Consider the following 17,593-nt stretch of genomic DNA (forward strand, 5'->3'; position numbering starts at 1 on the left):
AATTTATTTCAACCTCTTCCAATACCAATCCACTGCTTCTTCTAATCCTTGCTCAAAAATATGTGTTGGAGCATAGCCTAAATTTTCTTTTGCTTTATCAATAGATGCCAAGGAGTGAGGAATATCTCCCAATCTATTAGGACCATGCAAAATCTCCACCGCCGCTATCTTTTCATCATATTTTGACAAATATTTTTTCAGCAATTCTGCCATTTGTTTAATAGTAGTCCTATCTCCTACCGCCGTGTTATAAACGGTATTTACAGCTTCCGGATTATCGGTTAACATTGCTAACTCATTCATCTGAATCACATTATCAATATAAGTGAAATCTCTTGAGTAACTACCATCACCATTGATGGTTGGCGACTGATAATTCATCAACTGAATCACAAATTTTGGAATAACCGCTGCATAGGCTCCTTTAGGGTCTTGTCTTCTACCAAAAACATTAAAATATCTCAAGCCTATGCACTCCATACCATAAGTACGACTAAACACATCAGCATAGAGTTCATTAACATATTTAGTAATCGCATAAGGTGACAGTGGCTTTCCAATAACCTCTTCTACTTTTGGTAACGATTGGGAATCTCCATAAGTAGAAGAACTTGCTGCATACACAAAGCGTTTAACTTTAGCATCTCTAGCTGCTACCAACATATTCAAAAATCCCGAAACATTAACTTCATTACTTGTAATTGGATTTTCAATAGAGCGAGGAACAGAACCTAAAGCGGCCTGATGTAAGACATAGTCTACTCCTTCACATGCCTCATTACAAATCTCTAAGTTCCTAATATCCCCTTCAATTAATTCAAATTTTTCATTCTTAAAAAAAGGTTCTATATTGTATTTATGACCTGTGGAAAAGTTATCTAAAACTCTTACTTGATAATTTTTACTCAAAAAGTGTTCTGTAAGGTTCGAGCCAATAAAACCTGCCCCTCCAGTAATTAATATTTTCCTGTTATTCATTTCTCAGGTTTTTAAAATTTATCCTTCAATTTTTGAAACCATGTCTTTTCATCAGCATTATATCCATAGCCATATTTGTTTCCATAACCAAAATTACTTTTACTTACATCATTCAATACAAAACCTACATTCTTAATTCTATTAGCATTGATATTTTTATTAGCAAAATCTATCAATTCTTTATCTGTATACTTAGAGCGTGTTACATAAACTGTTGCATCTGCTAAATCAGCAATAAGGAATGTGTCTGTTACTAACATTAATGGTGCTGTATCTATAATGACATAATCATAATTAGGTTTAAGCTGTTCCAAAAGCTCCTCATATCTACCGTTGGTTAAGAGTTCCGTTGGGTTAGGTGGAATACTACCTGAATAAATCACATCTAAATATGGGTTAAACGAACTTTGATGAATAATAGTTTCCAACTTAGTTGTACTATCATACAAGAATTCTGTAAGTCCTGCTAATCCTCTTCTAGACTCATTATATCTCTGCAACTGAGGATTTCTGATATCTGAACCTATAATAATTACCTTTTTACTAGGAGTAGCCAATGTTAACGCTAAGTTAACAGAGGTAAAAGTTTTCCCCTCACCTTTAATAGTAGAGGTTACCTGAACCACTTTACCCTTAGCTTTCTTAGGAAGCATAAAATTCATATTAGTAATCAAGATACGAAACGCCTCTGCCATTGGTGTTAAGTCATTCAACTGCACAATATCAGATTGACCTTTTTCTATGCTAGGAAGCTCTGCTATGACAGGAGTGTTAGAAATTTGTTCTATATCATGCTTAGTTTTAATCTTATTATCAAGAAGTTCTTTTAAATAAATAAGTAGAAACGGAATAAGCAATCCTACTACTAATGCAACCAAAAGAACTATTATTTTTTTGGGAGCTACAGGCTTATCAGAAGCATACACATTATCCATCACTCTAGCTTTATTACCTGTAATAGCAAGAGAAATAGCTGTTTCCTCTCTTTTTTGCAGTAATAAAAGATATAATTGTTCTTTTATTTGTTGCTGTCTCTCAATCCCTCTAAACATTTTTTCTATAGCAGGAATCTTTGAAATTTTCCCTGATATTTTATTCTGTTCACCTTGCAACTCATTGCTTCTTATTTGTAAGCCTGAGCGTGTTTTTTGTAAACTTTGTAAAATAGAACCTCTAAGGTTATTAAGCTGTTTAGATAGATTTATTACAGCTGGATGTTCAGGAGTAGCAGATTCTAACAATCTATTTCTCTCCAAAACCAATTCGTTATAGGAAGCTATACCAGAAGATGCCGTAGGATTATCTAAACCTATTGCTGAAGGTAAAACTTGGTAAGATGCCTGTTTACTTAAATACGAAATAAGCCCATCTGTAAGTTGTAGTTGTGCATCTATATCAAGTTGCCTAGCTCTAGCTTCTGCAGTACTCTTTAAATCAAGTTCTGCTTCTGCCTGAATATCTGTAATTTTATTTTGAACTTTAAATTGTTCTTTTTGCGTTTCTACATCTCCTAACTCGTTAGAAATAATCTTAATTCTACTTTCTATAAACTTCATAGTCTCCTCAGACTGTGAGTTTTTATCTCCTATTGCATCAGCATTATAAGCTGTTACCAAACAATTGATAATATCTTTAGCTTTATCTATATTCGCTGATTTCATAGATAACCCTATAACTGTAACATCTTTATTAACAAGAGCCACATTAAGCTCTTTTTGTAGCTGTGTTACTCTACTATCCCTATCAAGTATAGATATCTCCAGCTCATCTATATTACCCGCTTTTTTAGAATCAAAATTTGGGTTTTTACGAATAATAATATTAGCGAATGGTAAACTAATAGTTTTTCCAAATGTAGCACTCACTTCTGACGAGAGTTCATCCGATAGCAATGTAACCTTATTATTTTCAATAGACAATTTTATTGGTTCTTCGAAAAAAGGCTCATCTTTTTTTTCTGAAACAATATTTACTATAATTGGTGAGGTTTCCCCGTAAAGTTCTTTTCTTCTAAAACCATCCTTGGCAGTAATAGAGGTTTGTAAGTTTTTTGCCTCTACTACAGTAGTCATCAGTTTTTTAGACTTAAATATTTCTATCTCATTATCTATACTGTTAGTACTCATTCCGCCTAAGCCAGATAAATCCTTCAACATATCTGCCTCCATATTTCCACTACTACTTCCTTTAGTACCTTTGATAAGAACAGATGATTCGACTTTATATACAGGAGTAGCAAATTTTAAATAAAAAAATGCTAAGACTAATGCCAAAGCAATTGAAACAACAAACCAAACCCAATTTCTCAAATAAGGCTTAAGAATCTCTCTAATGTTAATTTCATCTCCTTCTCCTATAGACAGATTAGATAGTTTTTTATCCATTGTTATTGTTTTAATTCTTATGATATAACTTATTAATTTTTCCTAATAACTAAAGCCAAAATAGTAACAACAACTGATGCTATTGATATATAAATTCCTGTTTGAGGACCAAACATTGCTGCTGATTGTCTCGTTTTATTTGGCGCTACCATTACCACATCATTTTGTTTTAAATGATAATATGGAGAATTGATAAAGTCGGATTTTGTTAAATCTATATAAGCTTTAGTTCTAACACCATCTTGCTCACGGACGACAAGCACCCTATCCCTTTTACCATAAATAGTTAAATCACCAGCCAAACCTAACGCATCCACTATTCTAGTTTTTCCATCAGGAATAATATACTGTCCAGGTCTGTTTACCTCTCCCAAAACAGTAACTTTATAGTTAGCATACTTCACGCTTACTGTAGGGTTTACAATATACCTTTTTAATTTATTGGATAGCTCTTGTTTTAAATCCTCTAAAGTTTTTCCATTAGTGTCTATTTTTCCTAACACAGGGAAATCTATGTATCCTGTATCATAAACCGTATAGGTAAATCCACTAATTGGTGCCTGATTTCCCATGGGACTATTCCCTTCTGCAAGGGAATAAGCTCCAAGTTTATTAGAAGGTGTAACTCCCTGGTTAAATGGTGCAACAACAGACATATCCTTTGCCGTTACCAATATAGATATCTCATCACCACGCTGTATAGTTGTCTGAGAAGCTCTTGTATAAGCATCTTCCGCTTGTTTTTCTATATCTTGCATATACTCTATATCATTTTTCGTTTTACACGAAAAAATAAAAAGTGACACAAACAACAACGTCAAGTAATTTCTAGCTTTCATAAATTTCATCTAATTTTGCAAATATACAACTTTTAAAGTACTATTTATCCAAACATTCAAATACCGAGTCATTACTTCTAAACTCTCTAACTATCTCCTTCAAAATTCTAACCACCTCTACTTTATCTCTATCTTTAGCTTTCTCATATATTCTAGATGTTAATTCATCTATTTCTTCATACAACATAACTGAGTCCTTAGAAATCATGATTTTCTCGTGATACGTAGGAAGGGTTTTTGTATCATCACTCAAAAGTTCTTCATACAGTTTCTCCCCTGGTCTTAGACCTGTATAAATAATTTTTATATCTACATCTGGCTCTAGACCAGACAATTTAATCATTCTTCGCGCAAGATTGAGTATCTTCACAGGTTCCCCCATATCAAATACAAATATTTCTCCCCCTTTTCCCATAGTTCCTGCTTGTAAAACAAGTTCACACGCTTCAGGAATGGTCATAAAATATCTCGTAATTTCAGGGTGCGTAATAGTAACAGGACCTCCTTTTTCTATTTGTTTTCTAAAATGAGGAATTACCGAACCGTTGGATCCTAAAACATTGCCAAATCTAGTGGTAATAAATTTAGTCTGATTATCTTGTTCATTTTGAAGAGCTTGTACAAAAAGCTCTGCAGCTCTTTTAGAGGCTCCCATTACATTAGTAGGATTAACCGCCTTATCCGTAGAGACCATTACAAACCTATTAACTTTAAAACGACTAGACAAAAGTGCCAAGTTCTTACTCCCTTGAATATTAACTAGAGCAGCTTCATGCGGATTGTTTTCTATCAAAGGAACATGCTTATAGGCAGCCGCATGGTATACCATAAAGAAATTATATTCTTTAAATACCGACTCTAATCGTTCTTTGTTAGTTATATCTGCCAGTACAAATTCAAACCTAATATTAGGGTAGTTTTCCTCCACCTCCAGCTGTATTTCATGCAAAGGAGTTTCTGCTTGGTCTAGAACAACTATTAACGAAGGTTCAAACTGTGCTACTTGCCTTACTATTTCACTACCTATAGATCCCGCACCTCCAGTAACTAAAACCGTTTTTTGGTAGTGTCTTTTCTTAACTTCTTCATTCTCTATAACAATAGGCTTTCTATTAAGTAAATCTTCTATTTGGAGATTTTTAATATTCCCCCCATCGTTTCTCAACTTTTGAACGGTTGGAGATTTGAACACCTTTAAATCTTTTTCTAAAAATAAATTAACCCATTCTGTAAGCTCTTCCCTAGAAGCTATATTACTCCCTATCAACACTCCATCTATCCCTAAATATTCCTTAGTATTTTTTTCTAAAAAATCTCTGGTATAAATTCTCTTCCCCAAGAGTTTGGCTTTCCTTGAATCCTTTCGATCAGTAATAAACCCGACGACCTCGTATGGTAAAAAAGGATTACCCATCACCGCTTTTGCAATAGCAACCGACTCTTCTCCTATTCCCAATAGTAATATTTTTTTTCTTAAGTAGCTTCTCCTGTATTTTTTTGCCCATTGAAAAATTTCCTTCACTACCAACCTAAAAACAAAGAGAACCGTAAAAGAAATACAGAAATATATCAGAAGGATGGGAAACAGTAGTAATTTCTGTTTAAAAAAGAAAAAATATATGTAAGTAACTGTACCTAAAGTAAAAACTGTGCAAAAACTAGCTAATAAAATTTTAGATAAATCTACAAAGGTGGAATGTCTAATAATCCCCGAGTAAGTACGAAACAAGAACATAAAAAAGATATTTACACCTACGACAACCGCATACTTCTGGTAAATACTAAGTACATAGGGATAACTTACAGAAGACAGTTTACCCACCACCCCATAGGACAACATAAGCGAAACTATCAAAAACAAAACATCTATGAGAAGTACCATCCATCTAGGCAAATACCTAATATTAGAAAGACTAATCATATTATCCCCTACGTAGATCTTATTTTTCAGTTCACTAAAGTTCATTTTTCAACCATACTAATTTGTCGCACAAAAGTAGTAAATTTAAGTATTCCCATAGATATTAAAAATCAGTTTTCATTTATTTATTTTCATTATAAAGAACTACCCCCCCATTAAAATATTGATTTACAGATACTTGAACAACATCTGATTCATACCCTTTTCCTAGCAAGTATCTAACAGCTCGTTGCTTTTTTTCAAAATCAGTGCCACTTTTTAAACTATTGATATATTTTTCAGTTAATTTATTCAGTACGTCAAGATACTCTTCCTCGTCAATTTCCATCATCGCCATATTTATCAGCTTTTCGGACACTCCTTTAAATTTAAGATGATTGGCAATTTTTTTTCGCCCCCAGCTTTTATGATAAAACTTCCCTCTCACATAACTTCTTGCGAAGCGTTCCTCATTGAGAAAGTTTTCTCTCATAAGATAAAGCAAAATTTCATCTTTAGCTTCGGGAATAAGCATAAATTCTCGCATTTTTTGTTCCACCTCTTGATGACAACGGTCTTGATAGGTACAATAATTTACCATCTTTAGTTTAATTTCGTCAAAAGTGAACAATTTTTTCTCCATAAACATCAAAGCAAAAAATTTCGAAGGTAAATCATTACCTCCGAAATATTATATTACACTTATTAAAAATAATTAGTACTGAAATAACGGTCTACTAGACATCAGATCATTCACTTGCTTTTTAACCTCTTCTAAAACAGAATCATTATTAAGATTAGAAACCACTTTAGAAATTAGTTCAGCTACGGAATCCATATCGTTTTCTTTAAGTCCTCTAGTGGTAATTGCAGGAGTTCCCAATCTGATGCCCGAAGTAATGAACGCTGATTTATCATCAAACGGCACCATATTCTTATTACAAGTAATATCTGCTTTTACTAAGGCTTTTTCTGTCTCCTTACCGTTAACACCTTTATTACGAAGGTCTACCAACATAAGATGATTATCTGTTCCTCCACCTACGATTTCAAACCCTCTATCTATTAAAGCATTAGCCAAAGCCCTTGCATTAGCCACTACTTGTTTAGCGTAGGTTTCAAATTTACCATCTATCGCCTCTCCAAAAGCTACTGCTTTAGCCGCTATTACATGCTCTAGCGGACCGCCTTGTATCCCTGGAAATACCGCACTATCTAGTACTGCACTCATCATTTTGGTTTCTCCTTTAGGTGTTTTATGACCATAAGGATTTTCAAAATTTTTACCTAACATTATCAAACCTCCTCTAGGTCCTCTTAAAGTTTTGTGTGTAGTAGTAGTTACCACATCGCAGTAAGGAAACGGAGAACTTAATAAACCTTTAGCAACCAATCCTGCAGGGTGTGCAATATCTGCCCAAAGTGTAGCTCCTACCTCATCTGCTACCTCACGAAATTTAGCATAATCTAAATCACGAGAATACGCCGAATATCCTGCTATAATAAGTTTTGGCTTTACTTCTAAGGCTTTCTGACGCATAGCTTCGTAATCTATCAGCCCTGTTTCTCTTTCTACACCATAGAACTGTGCATTGTATTGTATTCCTGAAAAGTTGACAAACGAACCGTGCGTTAAATGCCCTCCCATTGATAAATCTAATCCCAATATTGTATCTCCAGGTTTAAGACACGCTAAATAGATAGCTGCATTAGCTTGCGAACCAGAATGTGGCTGAACGTTAGCATATTCTACTCCAAATAGTTGTTTTGCTCTATCTATCGCTAATTTCTCTACTTCATCAACAACCTCACAACCACCATAGTAGCGTCTTCCTGGATAGCCTTCAGCATATTTATTAGTAAGAACACTTCCCATAGCTTTCATCACTTCATCAGAAACAAAGTTTTCAGAAGCAATTAGCTCTATACCATGTGTTTGGCGTGCTCTTTCTTGCTCTATCAAATCAAAAATTACATCTCTCATATTTTATCTTTTTAGTATCTAAATTTATAAAGTTCCAAATTTAATAAAATCCCAACATTCTCATAGTGTACTTTCAAAATATTTTTTACAATACTATTTTTAAAGACTAAGCAACCTTTAGAAAAAAGCGATAAATCAATCTATATTTTCTTAAATTTGCAAGAATTAAAATGACATAATATGCTACCTAAAATAAATCCCACACATACAACAGCTTGGCAAAAATTAACTTCTCATTTTGATCGAAACGATTTTGACCTTAGAGAATTATTTAATACTCCTAATAGATTTAATGAGTTTTCTATCAAAAAGGAGAATTTCCTATTTGATTACTCCAAAAATCTCATTAACGAAGAAACCAAGCAATTACTCATCAATCTAGCTAAGGAAGTCAAACTCAAGGAGGCGATAGATAGTATGTTTTCTGGAGAAAAAATCAACGAAACTGAACAAAGAGCGGTTCTACATACTGCTTTGAGAGATTTTTCAGACAGAGAAATAATAGTGGACGGAGAAAACATCAAACCAAAAATACAGAAAGTATTGCAGCAGATGAAACACTTTTCAGAAGCTGTAATTTCAGGTAAACACAAAGGTTTTTCGGATAAAGAAATCACCGATATAGTAAATATTGGCATTGGAGGTTCAGACCTTGGACCTGTAATGGTTTGCTCTGCTCTAAAGCATTTTAAGACAAGGCTTAATGTTCACTTCGTTTCTAATGTGGACGGAAATCATTTGGCTGAAACTTTAAAAAACCTCAATCCCGAAACCACTCTTTTCATCATTGCTTCTAAAACTTTCACTACACAAGAGACGATGACCAACGCACTTTCTGCGAAGGAATGGTTCTTAAAAGCAGGAAAAGAAGAAGAGGTGGCTAAACATTTCGTGGCATTATCTACCAATATTGAAGCGGTTAAAAGTTTTGGTATTTCGGAAGAAAATATTTTTGAGTTTTGGGACTGGGTTGGTGGTAGATACTCTTTATGGAGTGCTATTGGTCTTAGCATTACGCTATCCATTGGTTATGATAATTTTGAAGCTTTATTAAAAGGAGCCTACGACACCGACACTCACTTTAAAAACACTGAATTTGAACACAATATCCCTGTGATTATGGGATTGCTTGGCGTTTGGTACCGTAATTTCTATGCTTCTACTAGCTACGCTGTGTTGCCTTATTCGCAATATCTAGACCGTTTTCCTGCTTACCTACAACAAGGCGATATGGAAAGTAACGGAAAGTCTGTGGACAGAAATGGAGATTTTGTGGAGTATCAAACTGGTCCTATTATATGGGGAGAACCGGGTACTAATGGACAACACGCCTTTTACCAGCTCATCCATCAAGGTACAGAACTTATTCCGTCGGATTTTATTGCTTACACTCAATCTTGCAATAAAGTAGCCGACCATCAAGAAAAACTCTTAGCTAACTTTTTTGCCCAGACCGAAGCCCTTGCTTTCGGTAAAACCGAGGAAGAAGCTAAAGCCGAGCTAGAACAACAAGGGAAAAGCAAAGAAGAAATTAAAGCACTCCTTAACCATAAAATATTCTTAGGAAATATTCCTACCAATTCTTTCTTATTTAAAGAACTTACACCGTTCTCTTTAGGACAACTAATTGCTTTGTACGAGCATAAGATTTTCGTTCAGGGTGTTATTTGGAACATCTTTAGTTTTGACCAATTCGGTGTGGAACTCGGTAAAGTTTTGGCAGGAAATATTTTAACGGAACTGAAATCATCAGAAATTACCCAGTCTCACGACAGTTCCACCAATGGTTTAATCAATTATTTTAAAGACAACCGATAATCTTCAATACAACTCGTTGTGCATTTTAAATAATACTGATTTTTAGATGATTTAATTTTCTTTGGAAGATAAATTTATTGATATATTGAATAACCGTTGCGGCGGTTATTTTACTGATTATCCTTGTTTTAAAGCCTTCAAAAGTTTTAGCATAGTTTCTTTTAATCATAAATTGGTCGCAAAGTTGAGAGAAAAATGTCTCAATTCGTTTTCGCTTTTTCTTGTACAATGAAAATTGAGGAATATAATCTTTCTGATTACTTCTCATTGGTGTATCTAATTTAATATTAGCATAGTTAAATAAATCTATTTGAACTTTTGCTGATAAATAGCCTCTATCTCCAATTAAAGTACAGTTTCGCATTTGCTCACCACTATCTTTTAAATAGTGGATGTCGTGAACGGATGCAGGGCTTATATCAAAATTCTTAATCACACCATTTAAAGAACATACTGCGTGTAGTTTATAGCCATAGAAATATAATTTCTGTGAAGCACAATAACCATATGTTGGTGAAGAATAGGATTGCTCTTTACAAATTTTTGAACGAGTAGAACGAGCGTTTTCACAAACTTTCATTGGCATGCTATCAACGATAAAAATATCTTCAAACTCATTGAACTCCATCGAAATACGTTGTCTAATTTGCTCTGTTTGTAGGGATAGTCTTCGTTTTCGCTTATTGTAAACACTTCTTTCAATTTTGTTTATCAGAGAGTTTGGCAATTTTCTAAAGAACTGTAATTCGCTATCAATACTCAAGTATTCAGCAGTAATATTAAGACTTATGACTTCTAAATCGCTCATTTTAGGTGTTCTTCTCTGATAACTAATCAGTTGATTTTCTGAAAAAAGTCCTAAAACTTCCAAAATTCTTTCATATATTTGCTCTATGTTGTTCATTTATATCGTTTTATAGCAAAAACAATATACTGATTTTCAGTCTAATAAACAACTCTTGTTTTTTTCATTTCATAATGCACAACGGGTTCAATACATAATAAATCTAATAAAAATATATACCAATGGCTCAAATTTTAGACGGATTAAAAATATCCAAAGAAATCAAAGCAGAAATTAAAGCAGATGTAGAGAAAATCAAAGCATCTGGAAAGCGTTTACCTCATCTTTCCGCTATATTGGTGGGAAATAATGGGGCAAGTAAGGCTTATGTTAATTCTAAAATTAAAGACTGTGCAGAAGTTGGCTTTCAGTCGTCTTTGCACAAATTTCCTAGTACGGCATCAGAAGCTGAAGTTTTGGAAAAAATAAAAGAACTCAACGAAAATCCAGATGTAGATGGTTTTATTGTTCAGCTACCACTTCCGAAACAGATGGATCAGGAGAAAATCATTATGGCGATAGACCCAAGAAAAGATGTAGATGGTTTTCACCCAGAAAACTTTGGAAGAATGGCTCTAGAAATGGATACCTTCTTACCAGCAACACCTTTCGGAATTCTTACCCTTTTGGAACGCTACCAAATAGAAACCAAAGGAAAACATTGTGTTATCATCGGTAGAAGTCGTATTGTAGGACGCCCTATGAGTATTCTAATGGGAAGAAAAGATTTTCCTGGAAACTCTACCGTAACACTTACTCACTCTTACACTCCTCATATAGAAGAGTTTACTAAAAATGCAGACATTGTAATTACCGCTTTGGGTGACCCTTATTTCTTAAAAGGAGATATGATAAAGAAAGGAGCTATCGTGATAGATGTGGGCATTACGAGAGTAGATGACGATAGTGAAAAAGGCTATAAATTAGCAGGCGATGTAGATTTTGATAGCTGTGCTGAAAAAGCCTCATGGATTACTCCTGTACCAGGAGGTGTAGGACCTATGACCAGAGCTATGTTAATGAAAAACACACTATTAGCTTACAAGCACACCATATACAAAGACTAACCATTTGGAAAAGGAACACTTCTTAAATCATATCAGAGAAATCATCTCTCTTTCGGGGGAAGAGTTTGATGAAATTTGGGAATATTTTAGTGTTAAAAATATCCGAAGAAAACAATTCCTAGTACAAGAATACCAAACTTCTAATGAAATCTATTGGGTGGCGTCAGGTATTTTCAAATCCAGTTTCTTTGATACAGATGGTAAAGAACATATTCTCCAGTTTGCCTCTAGTGGGTGGTGGACTGGAGATTTTTCCGCATTTTACAAACAACAAAAAACACAAATTTCCATAGAATGTTTAGAAAACGGTAGCGTACTTACCATTACTCAGCAAAATATGGACATTCTTTGCCAAAAGTTTCCTCTATTGGAAAGATTTTTCAGAATCAAAACTAATTTCGGATACATTGCATTACAAGAACGCATCATTTCCCTTATGACCCAATCTGCCAAACAACGCTACCAAAATTTCTTAAAACAATATCCTCATTTAGTACAAAAACTACCTAAACAAACCATCGCTAGTTATCTAGGCGTTTCTAGAGAGACTCTTAGTAGACTTTCTTTAGAGGATTAATAAGACTTAACTTACTATAAAATTACTCTTGTGATTTACCTCACACTTTTTTTGTGATTTATATCCTTAGACCTCTAAGCGCATCCATCTATCTTTGCACAAGAAATTAATGTTAAACACTAAAAATTAAAAAAATGTCACAAGAATTAAGTAATCAACCTGTATTTGATGGTGTAGGTTATGAGCCTTCTCCACTATCATTATCTATGTTTGTTGCTCCAAAAACCGACTATGATTTTGCCCAATATCCTAATGCCAACACCGATAAAAATAAAAAGGTACTAGTAGTGTGTACCGAAGAAAAATATATGACCATGCAAAATGGCAAGAAATTTTCCACAGGTAACCACCCAGTAGAAACCTTAGTACCAATGTTACATTTAGATGCAGCAGGCTTTGAGGCAGAAATATTTACTCCTACAGGTGCACCAGCCGTTTTAGAAATGTGGGCTATGCCTTCCGAAGACGAAGCAGTAAAGGGTATTTTTGAAAAGTATAAAACTCAATTTGAAGCACCTAAAAGTTTAAAAGAATTTGTAGCAGCAGATATGGCTTCCGAAACTGAATATGTAGCTGTATTTTTACCTGGTGGACACGGTGCTATGCTAGGACTACCAACAAATGATGATTTAAAAAAAGACAATCCATTGGGCATATCAACATGAGAAATTTGTGCTTGCTATTTGCCATGGTCCTGCAGCATTATTAGCAGCAGCACATAATGAACCTGCGGAAAACTTCCCATATAAAGGTTACAAAATGAAATCTTTCCCTGACATTATAGACACACAAACGCCTGCTATTGGCTATGTACCAGGAGAAATGCCTTGGTTCTACGGGGAAAAACTAAAGGCTCTAGGCATAGAAATTCTTAATGAGGATATTTCTGGAGCATGCTACACTGACAGAAAATTAGTAACAGGCGATAGCCCACTAGCAGCCAACAATTTCGGCAAAATGAGCGCTGAAGCTCTACTAGGATAACTTTTTTCTATTTTCATGTCTTTCATACAAAACCATTTCTTGAGAAATGGTTTTTTGCTTTAAACACCATTATAATTAAATGATAACTTCATCATTCTCACAAAAAACCCTATTTTTGTTGCATATAAACCAAAAGTATTATGCCAGAAGTGCGTCTAAAGTCTATCATAGACAACGATTTCTATAAAATAACCATGCAAAACGCCGTAGTGAAATTATTTCCTACCGCTAGAGTAAAATACGAATTTATCAACCGTGGGAAACATTTTTTCCCTGAAGGCTTTGCTAACGAGCTTAGAAAAGCGGTAGATTCTATGGCAGAGCTAAAACTCACCAAAAAGGAGAAACTGTACTTACAAGAAACCTGTCCTTACTTAGATTTACCTTACCTAGATTTTTTAGAAGGTTATCATTATGACCCTTCCGAAGTTAAAATTGTACAAGAAGGTAATGATATTAGAGTAAGTGTAGAGGGGCTTTGGTATCGCACCATATTATGGGAAGTTCCGCTTTTGGCACTCATTTCTGAACTCCATTACCGAATGAACAAAATGGAGCGAGATTCCAACGAAACTGTTGTTCATAATACAGTAGAGAAATCTAGAAAGCTTAATGAGCTAGGGGTTACCTTTGCTGAATTTGGGACAAGAAGACGCCACTCTTACAAAGTCCACCAATTAGTAATGGAGGCTCTTATGGAAGAAAAAGGTCAGTTTATCGGAACTTCTAATGTTCATTTTGCTATGAAATACGGCGTAAAACCTATCGGCACCCACGCCCACGAATGGTTTATGTTCCACGCCGCAGAATATGGTTTCAAAATGGCAAATCAACTTGCGCTAGAGCATTGGGTAGATGTTTATCGTGGTGATTTAGGAGTTGCTCTTTCAGACACTTATACTACGGAAGTTTTCTTCCGTCAATTTGATAAGAAGTTCGCTAAACTTTTTGACGGCGTTCGCCACGACAGTGGAGACCCAATAGAATTTGCGAAAAAAACCATAGAACATTACGAGAGTTTTGGCATCAATCCTAACTTTAAATACATCATTTTCTCCGATGGTTTAAACCTTGAAAAAGTAGAAGAAATAACCAATGCTACGCGTGGTACCATAGGCATCTCTTTTGGTATAGGTACTAACCTTACCAATGATGTTGGCCTAAAACCAATGAACATCGTGATGAAACTTATAGGCGTACAAGCTCCTAATGGTGACTGGATTCCTACAGTAAAACTTTCCGATGAAAGAGGCAAATATACTGGAGAACCTAAAATGATAGAACTTGCAAAAGAAGTGCTTAGAATATAACTTTCAGAAAAGACCGTTTGTAGTACAAATTATATAAAATTTAGATTAATTAGATGACTTTATACTTTCTCATCATTTTTATTTTTGGAGGAGTGATAGGTGGGCTTATGGTTTACTTTTTTGGTAAATCAAATACCATTTCTAGAGCTACCTATGACGAGCTCAATCATAATTTTATAGCCAATGAAACCGACCTTAAAAACTGGATTTCAAAGACTAAGGATTTAGAACAAAGTCTGAATTTGGAAAAAGAACACTATAAAGCAAAAACCATAGAAAACGAAAATCTTAAAAATTCTTTATCCAAAACTTCGGCTACGCTAGAAACAGCTCATAGCCAAATAGAAGAACTAAAAAATCAACTGCAAACTCAAACACTCAACCTCTCTCAACTACAGGAGAAAAATCAACATTATTATGCTAAAATAAGTGAACTTTCTGCCAAAAACGAAGCCCTAGAACAATCATTAGTCAATCAAAAAAAGGAAATACAAGAGCTACAAGAAGCTACAAAACTTCAGTTTGAAAACATTGCTAATAAAATTTTAGAGGAGAAAACCGAAAAATTCACTTCCCTTAACAAAGAAAATTTAGGACATATATTAAAACCTTTCCAAGAGAAAATTACAGAGCTTAAAAACACCGTACACGAAACCTATGATAAAGAGGCTAAAGAACGCTTTTCTCTAGGAGCTAAGGTAAAAGAGTTGGCAGAGCTCAACCAACAAATTTCCGAAGATGCCAAAAAACTAACCCGAGCTTTAAAGGGCGAAGCTAAAACACAAGGCAGATGGGGCGAAATGATACTAGAAAGTATCTTAGAGAAATCTGGTTTGGTAAAAAACAGAGAATACTTCCTAGAACACGAGCTTAAAAATGAGGATAACAAAGCCCTTTATTCCGAATTTTCAGGTAAAAAAATGCGTCCCGATGCCGTGGTAAAATATCCCGACCAGCGTACCGTCATTATAGATTCTAAAGTATCACTTACCGCCTTTACAGATTTAATAGACGAAACCGATGCCGACCTCTACGACATCAACCTCAACAAACACCTTAGTTCGGTTAAAAATCATATTGTAGAATTATCCCATAAAGCCTATGATGATTATGGTAAATCGCTAGATTTCGTAATGATGTTTATCCCTAGCGAACCCGCCTATATTGCCGCCATGCAAGCCAACCCTAACCTTTGGAGCTTTGCTTACGATAGGCGAATATTACTCCTCAACCCAAGTAACCTTATCACTTCACTAAAACTGATTGCCGACCTTTGGAAGCGAGAATATCAAAATCAAAACGCAATGGCTATCGCCGAAAGAGGGGCTAAACTTTACGATAAGTTTGTAGGATTTGTAGAAAATCTAGAGAAGGTTGGCAAAAATATAGACAACGCTAAATCTGCCTATAACGATGCCTTTGGACAGCTTACTTCGGGCAGAGATAACCTTGTGAAACAAACCGAAAAACTAAAAGAGTTGGGTGTAAAAACCAAAAAGACCCTTGCACAAGGTCTGATAGACGACAGCGAAAAAGACTAGCCAAAAATGAAAACAATTATAGAAAGTTTACAGAACGATAAAATAAAATACCTCAACCGATTAGCCACCGACAATAGATTTAGAAAAAAACAGGGCGTTTTCATTGTAGAAGGCGTGCAGGAAAACCAGAGAGCCTTAACTTTTAGCAACGAAGCCCTAGAGTTTTACATTTGCGAGAGTATTTTCTCTGCAGAGCTACCCACCAATGCAAAAACCTATTACATTACAGATAAGATATACCAAAAAATCGCTTATAGAGGCACTACCGAAGGTATTATCGGAGTTTACAAAACACCACAAAATCACTTAGACCATTTTATTCCGTCCGAAAATGCTTCGGTCATCATTGTAGAAAGCATAGAAAAACCGGGCAACCTTGGGGCTATACTTAGAAGCTGCGAAGCGTTCGGCATAGAGGCTCTTATTGTTACCGACCCTAAAGTAGATTTTTACAACCCAAATGTCATTAGGTCTAGCGTAGGTTGTTTATTTGGTATGAATATTTTTCAAGCAGATAACCAGAGTACTTTAGCATTTTTAAAGAAACACCATTTTAAGGTTTACACCACTTTTATGAGCGAAGACGCCCAGCTAATCCACCAAAAAGATTTTAAAACCAAAACCGCTTTAATTTTCGGGACAGAACATTCTGGGATTAGTGATTTTTGGAAAGGCAAAGCAGAAAATATTCTTGTGCCTATGACAGGGACAATAGACTCCCTCAACCTAAGCAATGCCGTAGCAGTGAGTTGTTACGAAATTTTAAGACAGCGGTTGTAGCTTTTATAATTTTAGTTTCATCATAATATCCGTTTGAAGGTCATCTCCCAATACAAACAGATGCTTATCAAACGCCACGAAACCATTTTTCTCATAAAAACGAATGGCTTTGTGGTTCTGTTCCCATACCCCTAACCAAATATAATCTACCCCTCTATCTCTAGCCACTTGGAGAGCATATTCGTAGAGGGCTTGCCCTACCCTTTTGCCTTGAAAAGCTTTCAGTACATAGATACGCTCTATCTCAATAGCTTTGGAGTCTTTCAACTCCGTTTGCGAAGCACCAAAATTAAGTTTAAGATACCCCGCTAATTCCCCATTAACTCTAGCAAAATAAAACTCCGAAAACTCATCTAACAACTCTTCTCTAAGGCATTTTACAGAAAAAGACTCATCTAAATACTTTTGCATATTCTCTGGAGTATTATCCGCAGCAAAAGTCTCATAGAAAGTAGTTTTACTTACCTCTTGCAGAAGCTCAACCTCATTAGTTTTTACTTTTTTTATTGCAATTCCCAACATCGTTTCTCTATTTTATCCCACAAGAATACAAAATAAACCCCTCATCAAAAAAGATTTTTATTCAA

16 protein-coding genes are annotated in these 17,593 nt (G+C 35.0%); 8 read left to right on the forward strand and 8 right to left on the reverse strand.

The window, feature by feature from the left end:
* Nucleotides 1-3 precede the first annotated feature (3 nt).
* From VIX88_RS06035 to glyA, 6 genes are all read right to left on the reverse strand, one after another.
* The gene (locus tag VIX88_RS06035; protein ID WP_013446905.1) at nt 4-978 is read right to left on the reverse strand and encodes an SDR family oxidoreductase; all 975 of its coding nucleotides are present in this window, start codon (nt 976-978) and stop codon (nt 4-6) included.
* Nucleotides 979-989: 11 nt separating this feature from the next.
* Nucleotides 990-3,362 carry a GumC family protein gene (locus tag VIX88_RS06040; protein WP_064969740.1) on the reverse strand — a complete coding sequence of 791 codons (2,373 nt, stop codon included), beginning with the start codon at nt 3,360-3,362 and terminating at the stop codon, nt 990-992.
* 32 nt (nt 3,363-3,394) lie between these two features.
* On the reverse strand, nt 3,395-4,210 hold the full coding sequence (locus tag VIX88_RS06045; RefSeq protein WP_014411264.1) for a polysaccharide biosynthesis/export family protein: 816 nt from the start codon (nt 4,208-4,210) through the stop codon (nt 3,395-3,397).
* Nucleotides 4,211-4,241: 31 nt separating this feature from the next.
* Nucleotides 4,242-6,167, reverse strand: coding sequence for a polysaccharide biosynthesis protein (locus VIX88_RS06050; protein WP_222535084.1), 1,926 nt, complete (start codon nt 6,165-6,167; stop codon nt 4,242-4,244).
* 76 nt (nt 6,168-6,243) lie between these two features.
* Entirely contained in the window at nt 6,244-6,750 is a 507-nt protein-coding gene (locus VIX88_RS06060) for a regulatory protein RecX (protein WP_160464895.1), read from the reverse strand.
* A gap of 66 nt (nt 6,751-6,816) precedes the next feature.
* Complete coding sequence (gene glyA, locus VIX88_RS06065) at nt 6,817-8,085, reverse strand: serine hydroxymethyltransferase (protein WP_014938068.1); 1,269 nt, start codon at nt 8,083-8,085, stop codon at nt 6,817-6,819.
* A 180-nt stretch (nt 8,086-8,265) separates the two neighbouring features.
* On the opposite strand from glyA, the gene pgi reads away from it, so the two are divergent.
* A complete protein-coding gene (pgi, locus tag VIX88_RS06070; RefSeq protein WP_064968510.1) occupies nt 8,266-9,903 on the forward strand; it encodes a glucose-6-phosphate isomerase in 1,638 nt (545 codons plus the stop codon).
* A gap of 25 nt (nt 9,904-9,928) precedes the next feature.
* On the opposite strand, the gene VIX88_RS06075 is transcribed toward pgi, so the two are convergent.
* A complete protein-coding gene (locus VIX88_RS06075) occupies nt 9,929-10,807 on the reverse strand; it encodes an IS982-like element ISRa1 family transposase (protein WP_214193991.1) in 879 nt (292 codons plus the stop codon).
* A 122-nt stretch (nt 10,808-10,929) separates the two neighbouring features.
* Here VIX88_RS06075 and VIX88_RS06080 point away from each other — a divergent pair, with 122 nt between their 5' ends.
* The 7 genes from VIX88_RS06080 (at nt 10,930) to VIX88_RS06110 (ending at nt 17,006) form a co-directional block, all read left to right on the forward strand.
* The gene (locus VIX88_RS06080) at nt 10,930-11,814 is read left to right on the forward strand and encodes a bifunctional 5,10-methylenetetrahydrofolate dehydrogenase/5,10-methenyltetrahydrofolate cyclohydrolase (protein WP_014938066.1); all 885 of its coding nucleotides are present in this window, start codon (nt 10,930-10,932) and stop codon (nt 11,812-11,814) included.
* A gap of 4 nt (nt 11,815-11,818) precedes the next feature.
* Nucleotides 11,819-12,391: a Crp/Fnr family transcriptional regulator gene (locus VIX88_RS06085; protein WP_038693839.1), complete on the forward strand. Its 573-nt coding sequence runs from the start codon at nt 11,819-11,821 to the stop codon at nt 12,389-12,391.
* 134 nt (nt 12,392-12,525) lie between these two features.
* The gene (locus VIX88_RS06090) at nt 12,526-13,056 is read left to right on the forward strand and encodes a hypothetical protein (RefSeq protein WP_237190438.1); all 531 of its coding nucleotides are present in this window, start codon (nt 12,526-12,528) and stop codon (nt 13,054-13,056) included.
* 7 nt (nt 13,057-13,063) lie between these two features.
* A complete protein-coding gene (locus VIX88_RS06095; protein ID WP_237190440.1) occupies nt 13,064-13,375 on the forward strand; it encodes a hypothetical protein in 312 nt (103 codons plus the stop codon).
* A gap of 140 nt (nt 13,376-13,515) precedes the next feature.
* Nucleotides 13,516-14,685, forward strand: a complete 1,170-nt coding sequence (gene pncB, locus VIX88_RS06100) for a nicotinate phosphoribosyltransferase (RefSeq protein WP_064970542.1) — start codon at nt 13,516-13,518, stop codon at nt 14,683-14,685.
* 53 nt (nt 14,686-14,738) lie between these two features.
* Nucleotides 14,739-16,226 (forward strand): DNA recombination protein RmuC, encoded by a 1,488-nt coding sequence (gene rmuC, locus VIX88_RS06105; RefSeq protein ID WP_214194173.1) that lies wholly within the window; start codon nt 14,739-14,741, stop codon nt 16,224-16,226.
* Between the two features lie 6 nt (nt 16,227-16,232).
* Nucleotides 16,233-17,006, forward strand: coding sequence for a TrmH family RNA methyltransferase (locus VIX88_RS06110; protein WP_064970544.1), 774 nt, complete (start codon nt 16,233-16,235; stop codon nt 17,004-17,006).
* A 3-nt stretch (nt 17,007-17,009) separates the two neighbouring features.
* Here VIX88_RS06110 and VIX88_RS06115 read toward each other — a convergent pair whose 3' ends face one another.
* The gene (locus VIX88_RS06115; RefSeq protein ID WP_064970545.1) at nt 17,010-17,528 is read right to left on the reverse strand and encodes a GNAT family N-acetyltransferase; all 519 of its coding nucleotides are present in this window, start codon (nt 17,526-17,528) and stop codon (nt 17,010-17,012) included.
* Nucleotides 17,529-17,593: the final 65 nt, after the last annotated feature.

Source organism: Riemerella anatipestifer (genome assembly GCF_035666175.1).
Taxonomy (GTDB): domain Bacteria; phylum Bacteroidota; class Bacteroidia; order Flavobacteriales; family Weeksellaceae; genus Riemerella; species Riemerella anatipestifer_D.

Bases quoted from the DNA above. Each gene is read 5' to 3' on its own strand.
- VIX88_RS06035 (WP_013446905.1), bottom strand. From the start codon at position 978: ATGAATAACAGGAAAATATTAATTACTGGAGGGGCAGGTTTTATTGGC.
- VIX88_RS06040 (WP_064969740.1), bottom strand. From the start codon at position 3,362: ATGGATAAAAAACTATCTAATCTGTCTATAGGAGAAGGAGATGAAATT.
- VIX88_RS06045 (WP_014411264.1), bottom strand. From the start codon at position 4,210: ATGAAATTTATGAAAGCTAGAAATTACTTGACGTTGTTGTTTGTGTCA.
- VIX88_RS06050 (WP_222535084.1), bottom strand. From the start codon at position 6,167: ATGAACTTTAGTGAACTGAAAAATAAGATCTACGTAGGGGATAATATG.
- VIX88_RS06060 (WP_160464895.1), bottom strand. From the start codon at position 6,750: ATGTTTATGGAGAAAAAATTGTTCACTTTTGACGAAATTAAACTAAAG.
- glyA (WP_014938068.1), bottom strand. From the start codon at position 8,085: ATGAGAGATGTAATTTTTGATTTGATAGAGCAAGAAAGAGCACGCCAA.
- pgi (WP_064968510.1), top strand. From the start codon at position 8,266: ATGCTACCTAAAATAAATCCCACACATACAACAGCTTGGCAAAAATTA.
- VIX88_RS06075 (WP_214193991.1), bottom strand. From the start codon at position 10,807: ATGAACAACATAGAGCAAATATATGAAAGAATTTTGGAAGTTTTAGGA.
- VIX88_RS06080 (WP_014938066.1), top strand. From the start codon at position 10,930: ATGGCTCAAATTTTAGACGGATTAAAAATATCCAAAGAAATCAAAGCA.
- VIX88_RS06090 (WP_237190438.1), top strand. From the start codon at position 12,526: ATGTCACAAGAATTAAGTAATCAACCTGTATTTGATGGTGTAGGTTAT.
- pncB (WP_064970542.1), top strand. From the start codon at position 13,516: ATGCCAGAAGTGCGTCTAAAGTCTATCATAGACAACGATTTCTATAAA.
- rmuC (WP_214194173.1), top strand. From the start codon at position 14,739: ATGACTTTATACTTTCTCATCATTTTTATTTTTGGAGGAGTGATAGGT.
- VIX88_RS06110 (WP_064970544.1), top strand. From the start codon at position 16,233: ATGAAAACAATTATAGAAAGTTTACAGAACGATAAAATAAAATACCTC.
- VIX88_RS06115 (WP_064970545.1), bottom strand. From the start codon at position 17,528: ATGTTGGGAATTGCAATAAAAAAAGTAAAAACTAATGAGGTTGAGCTT.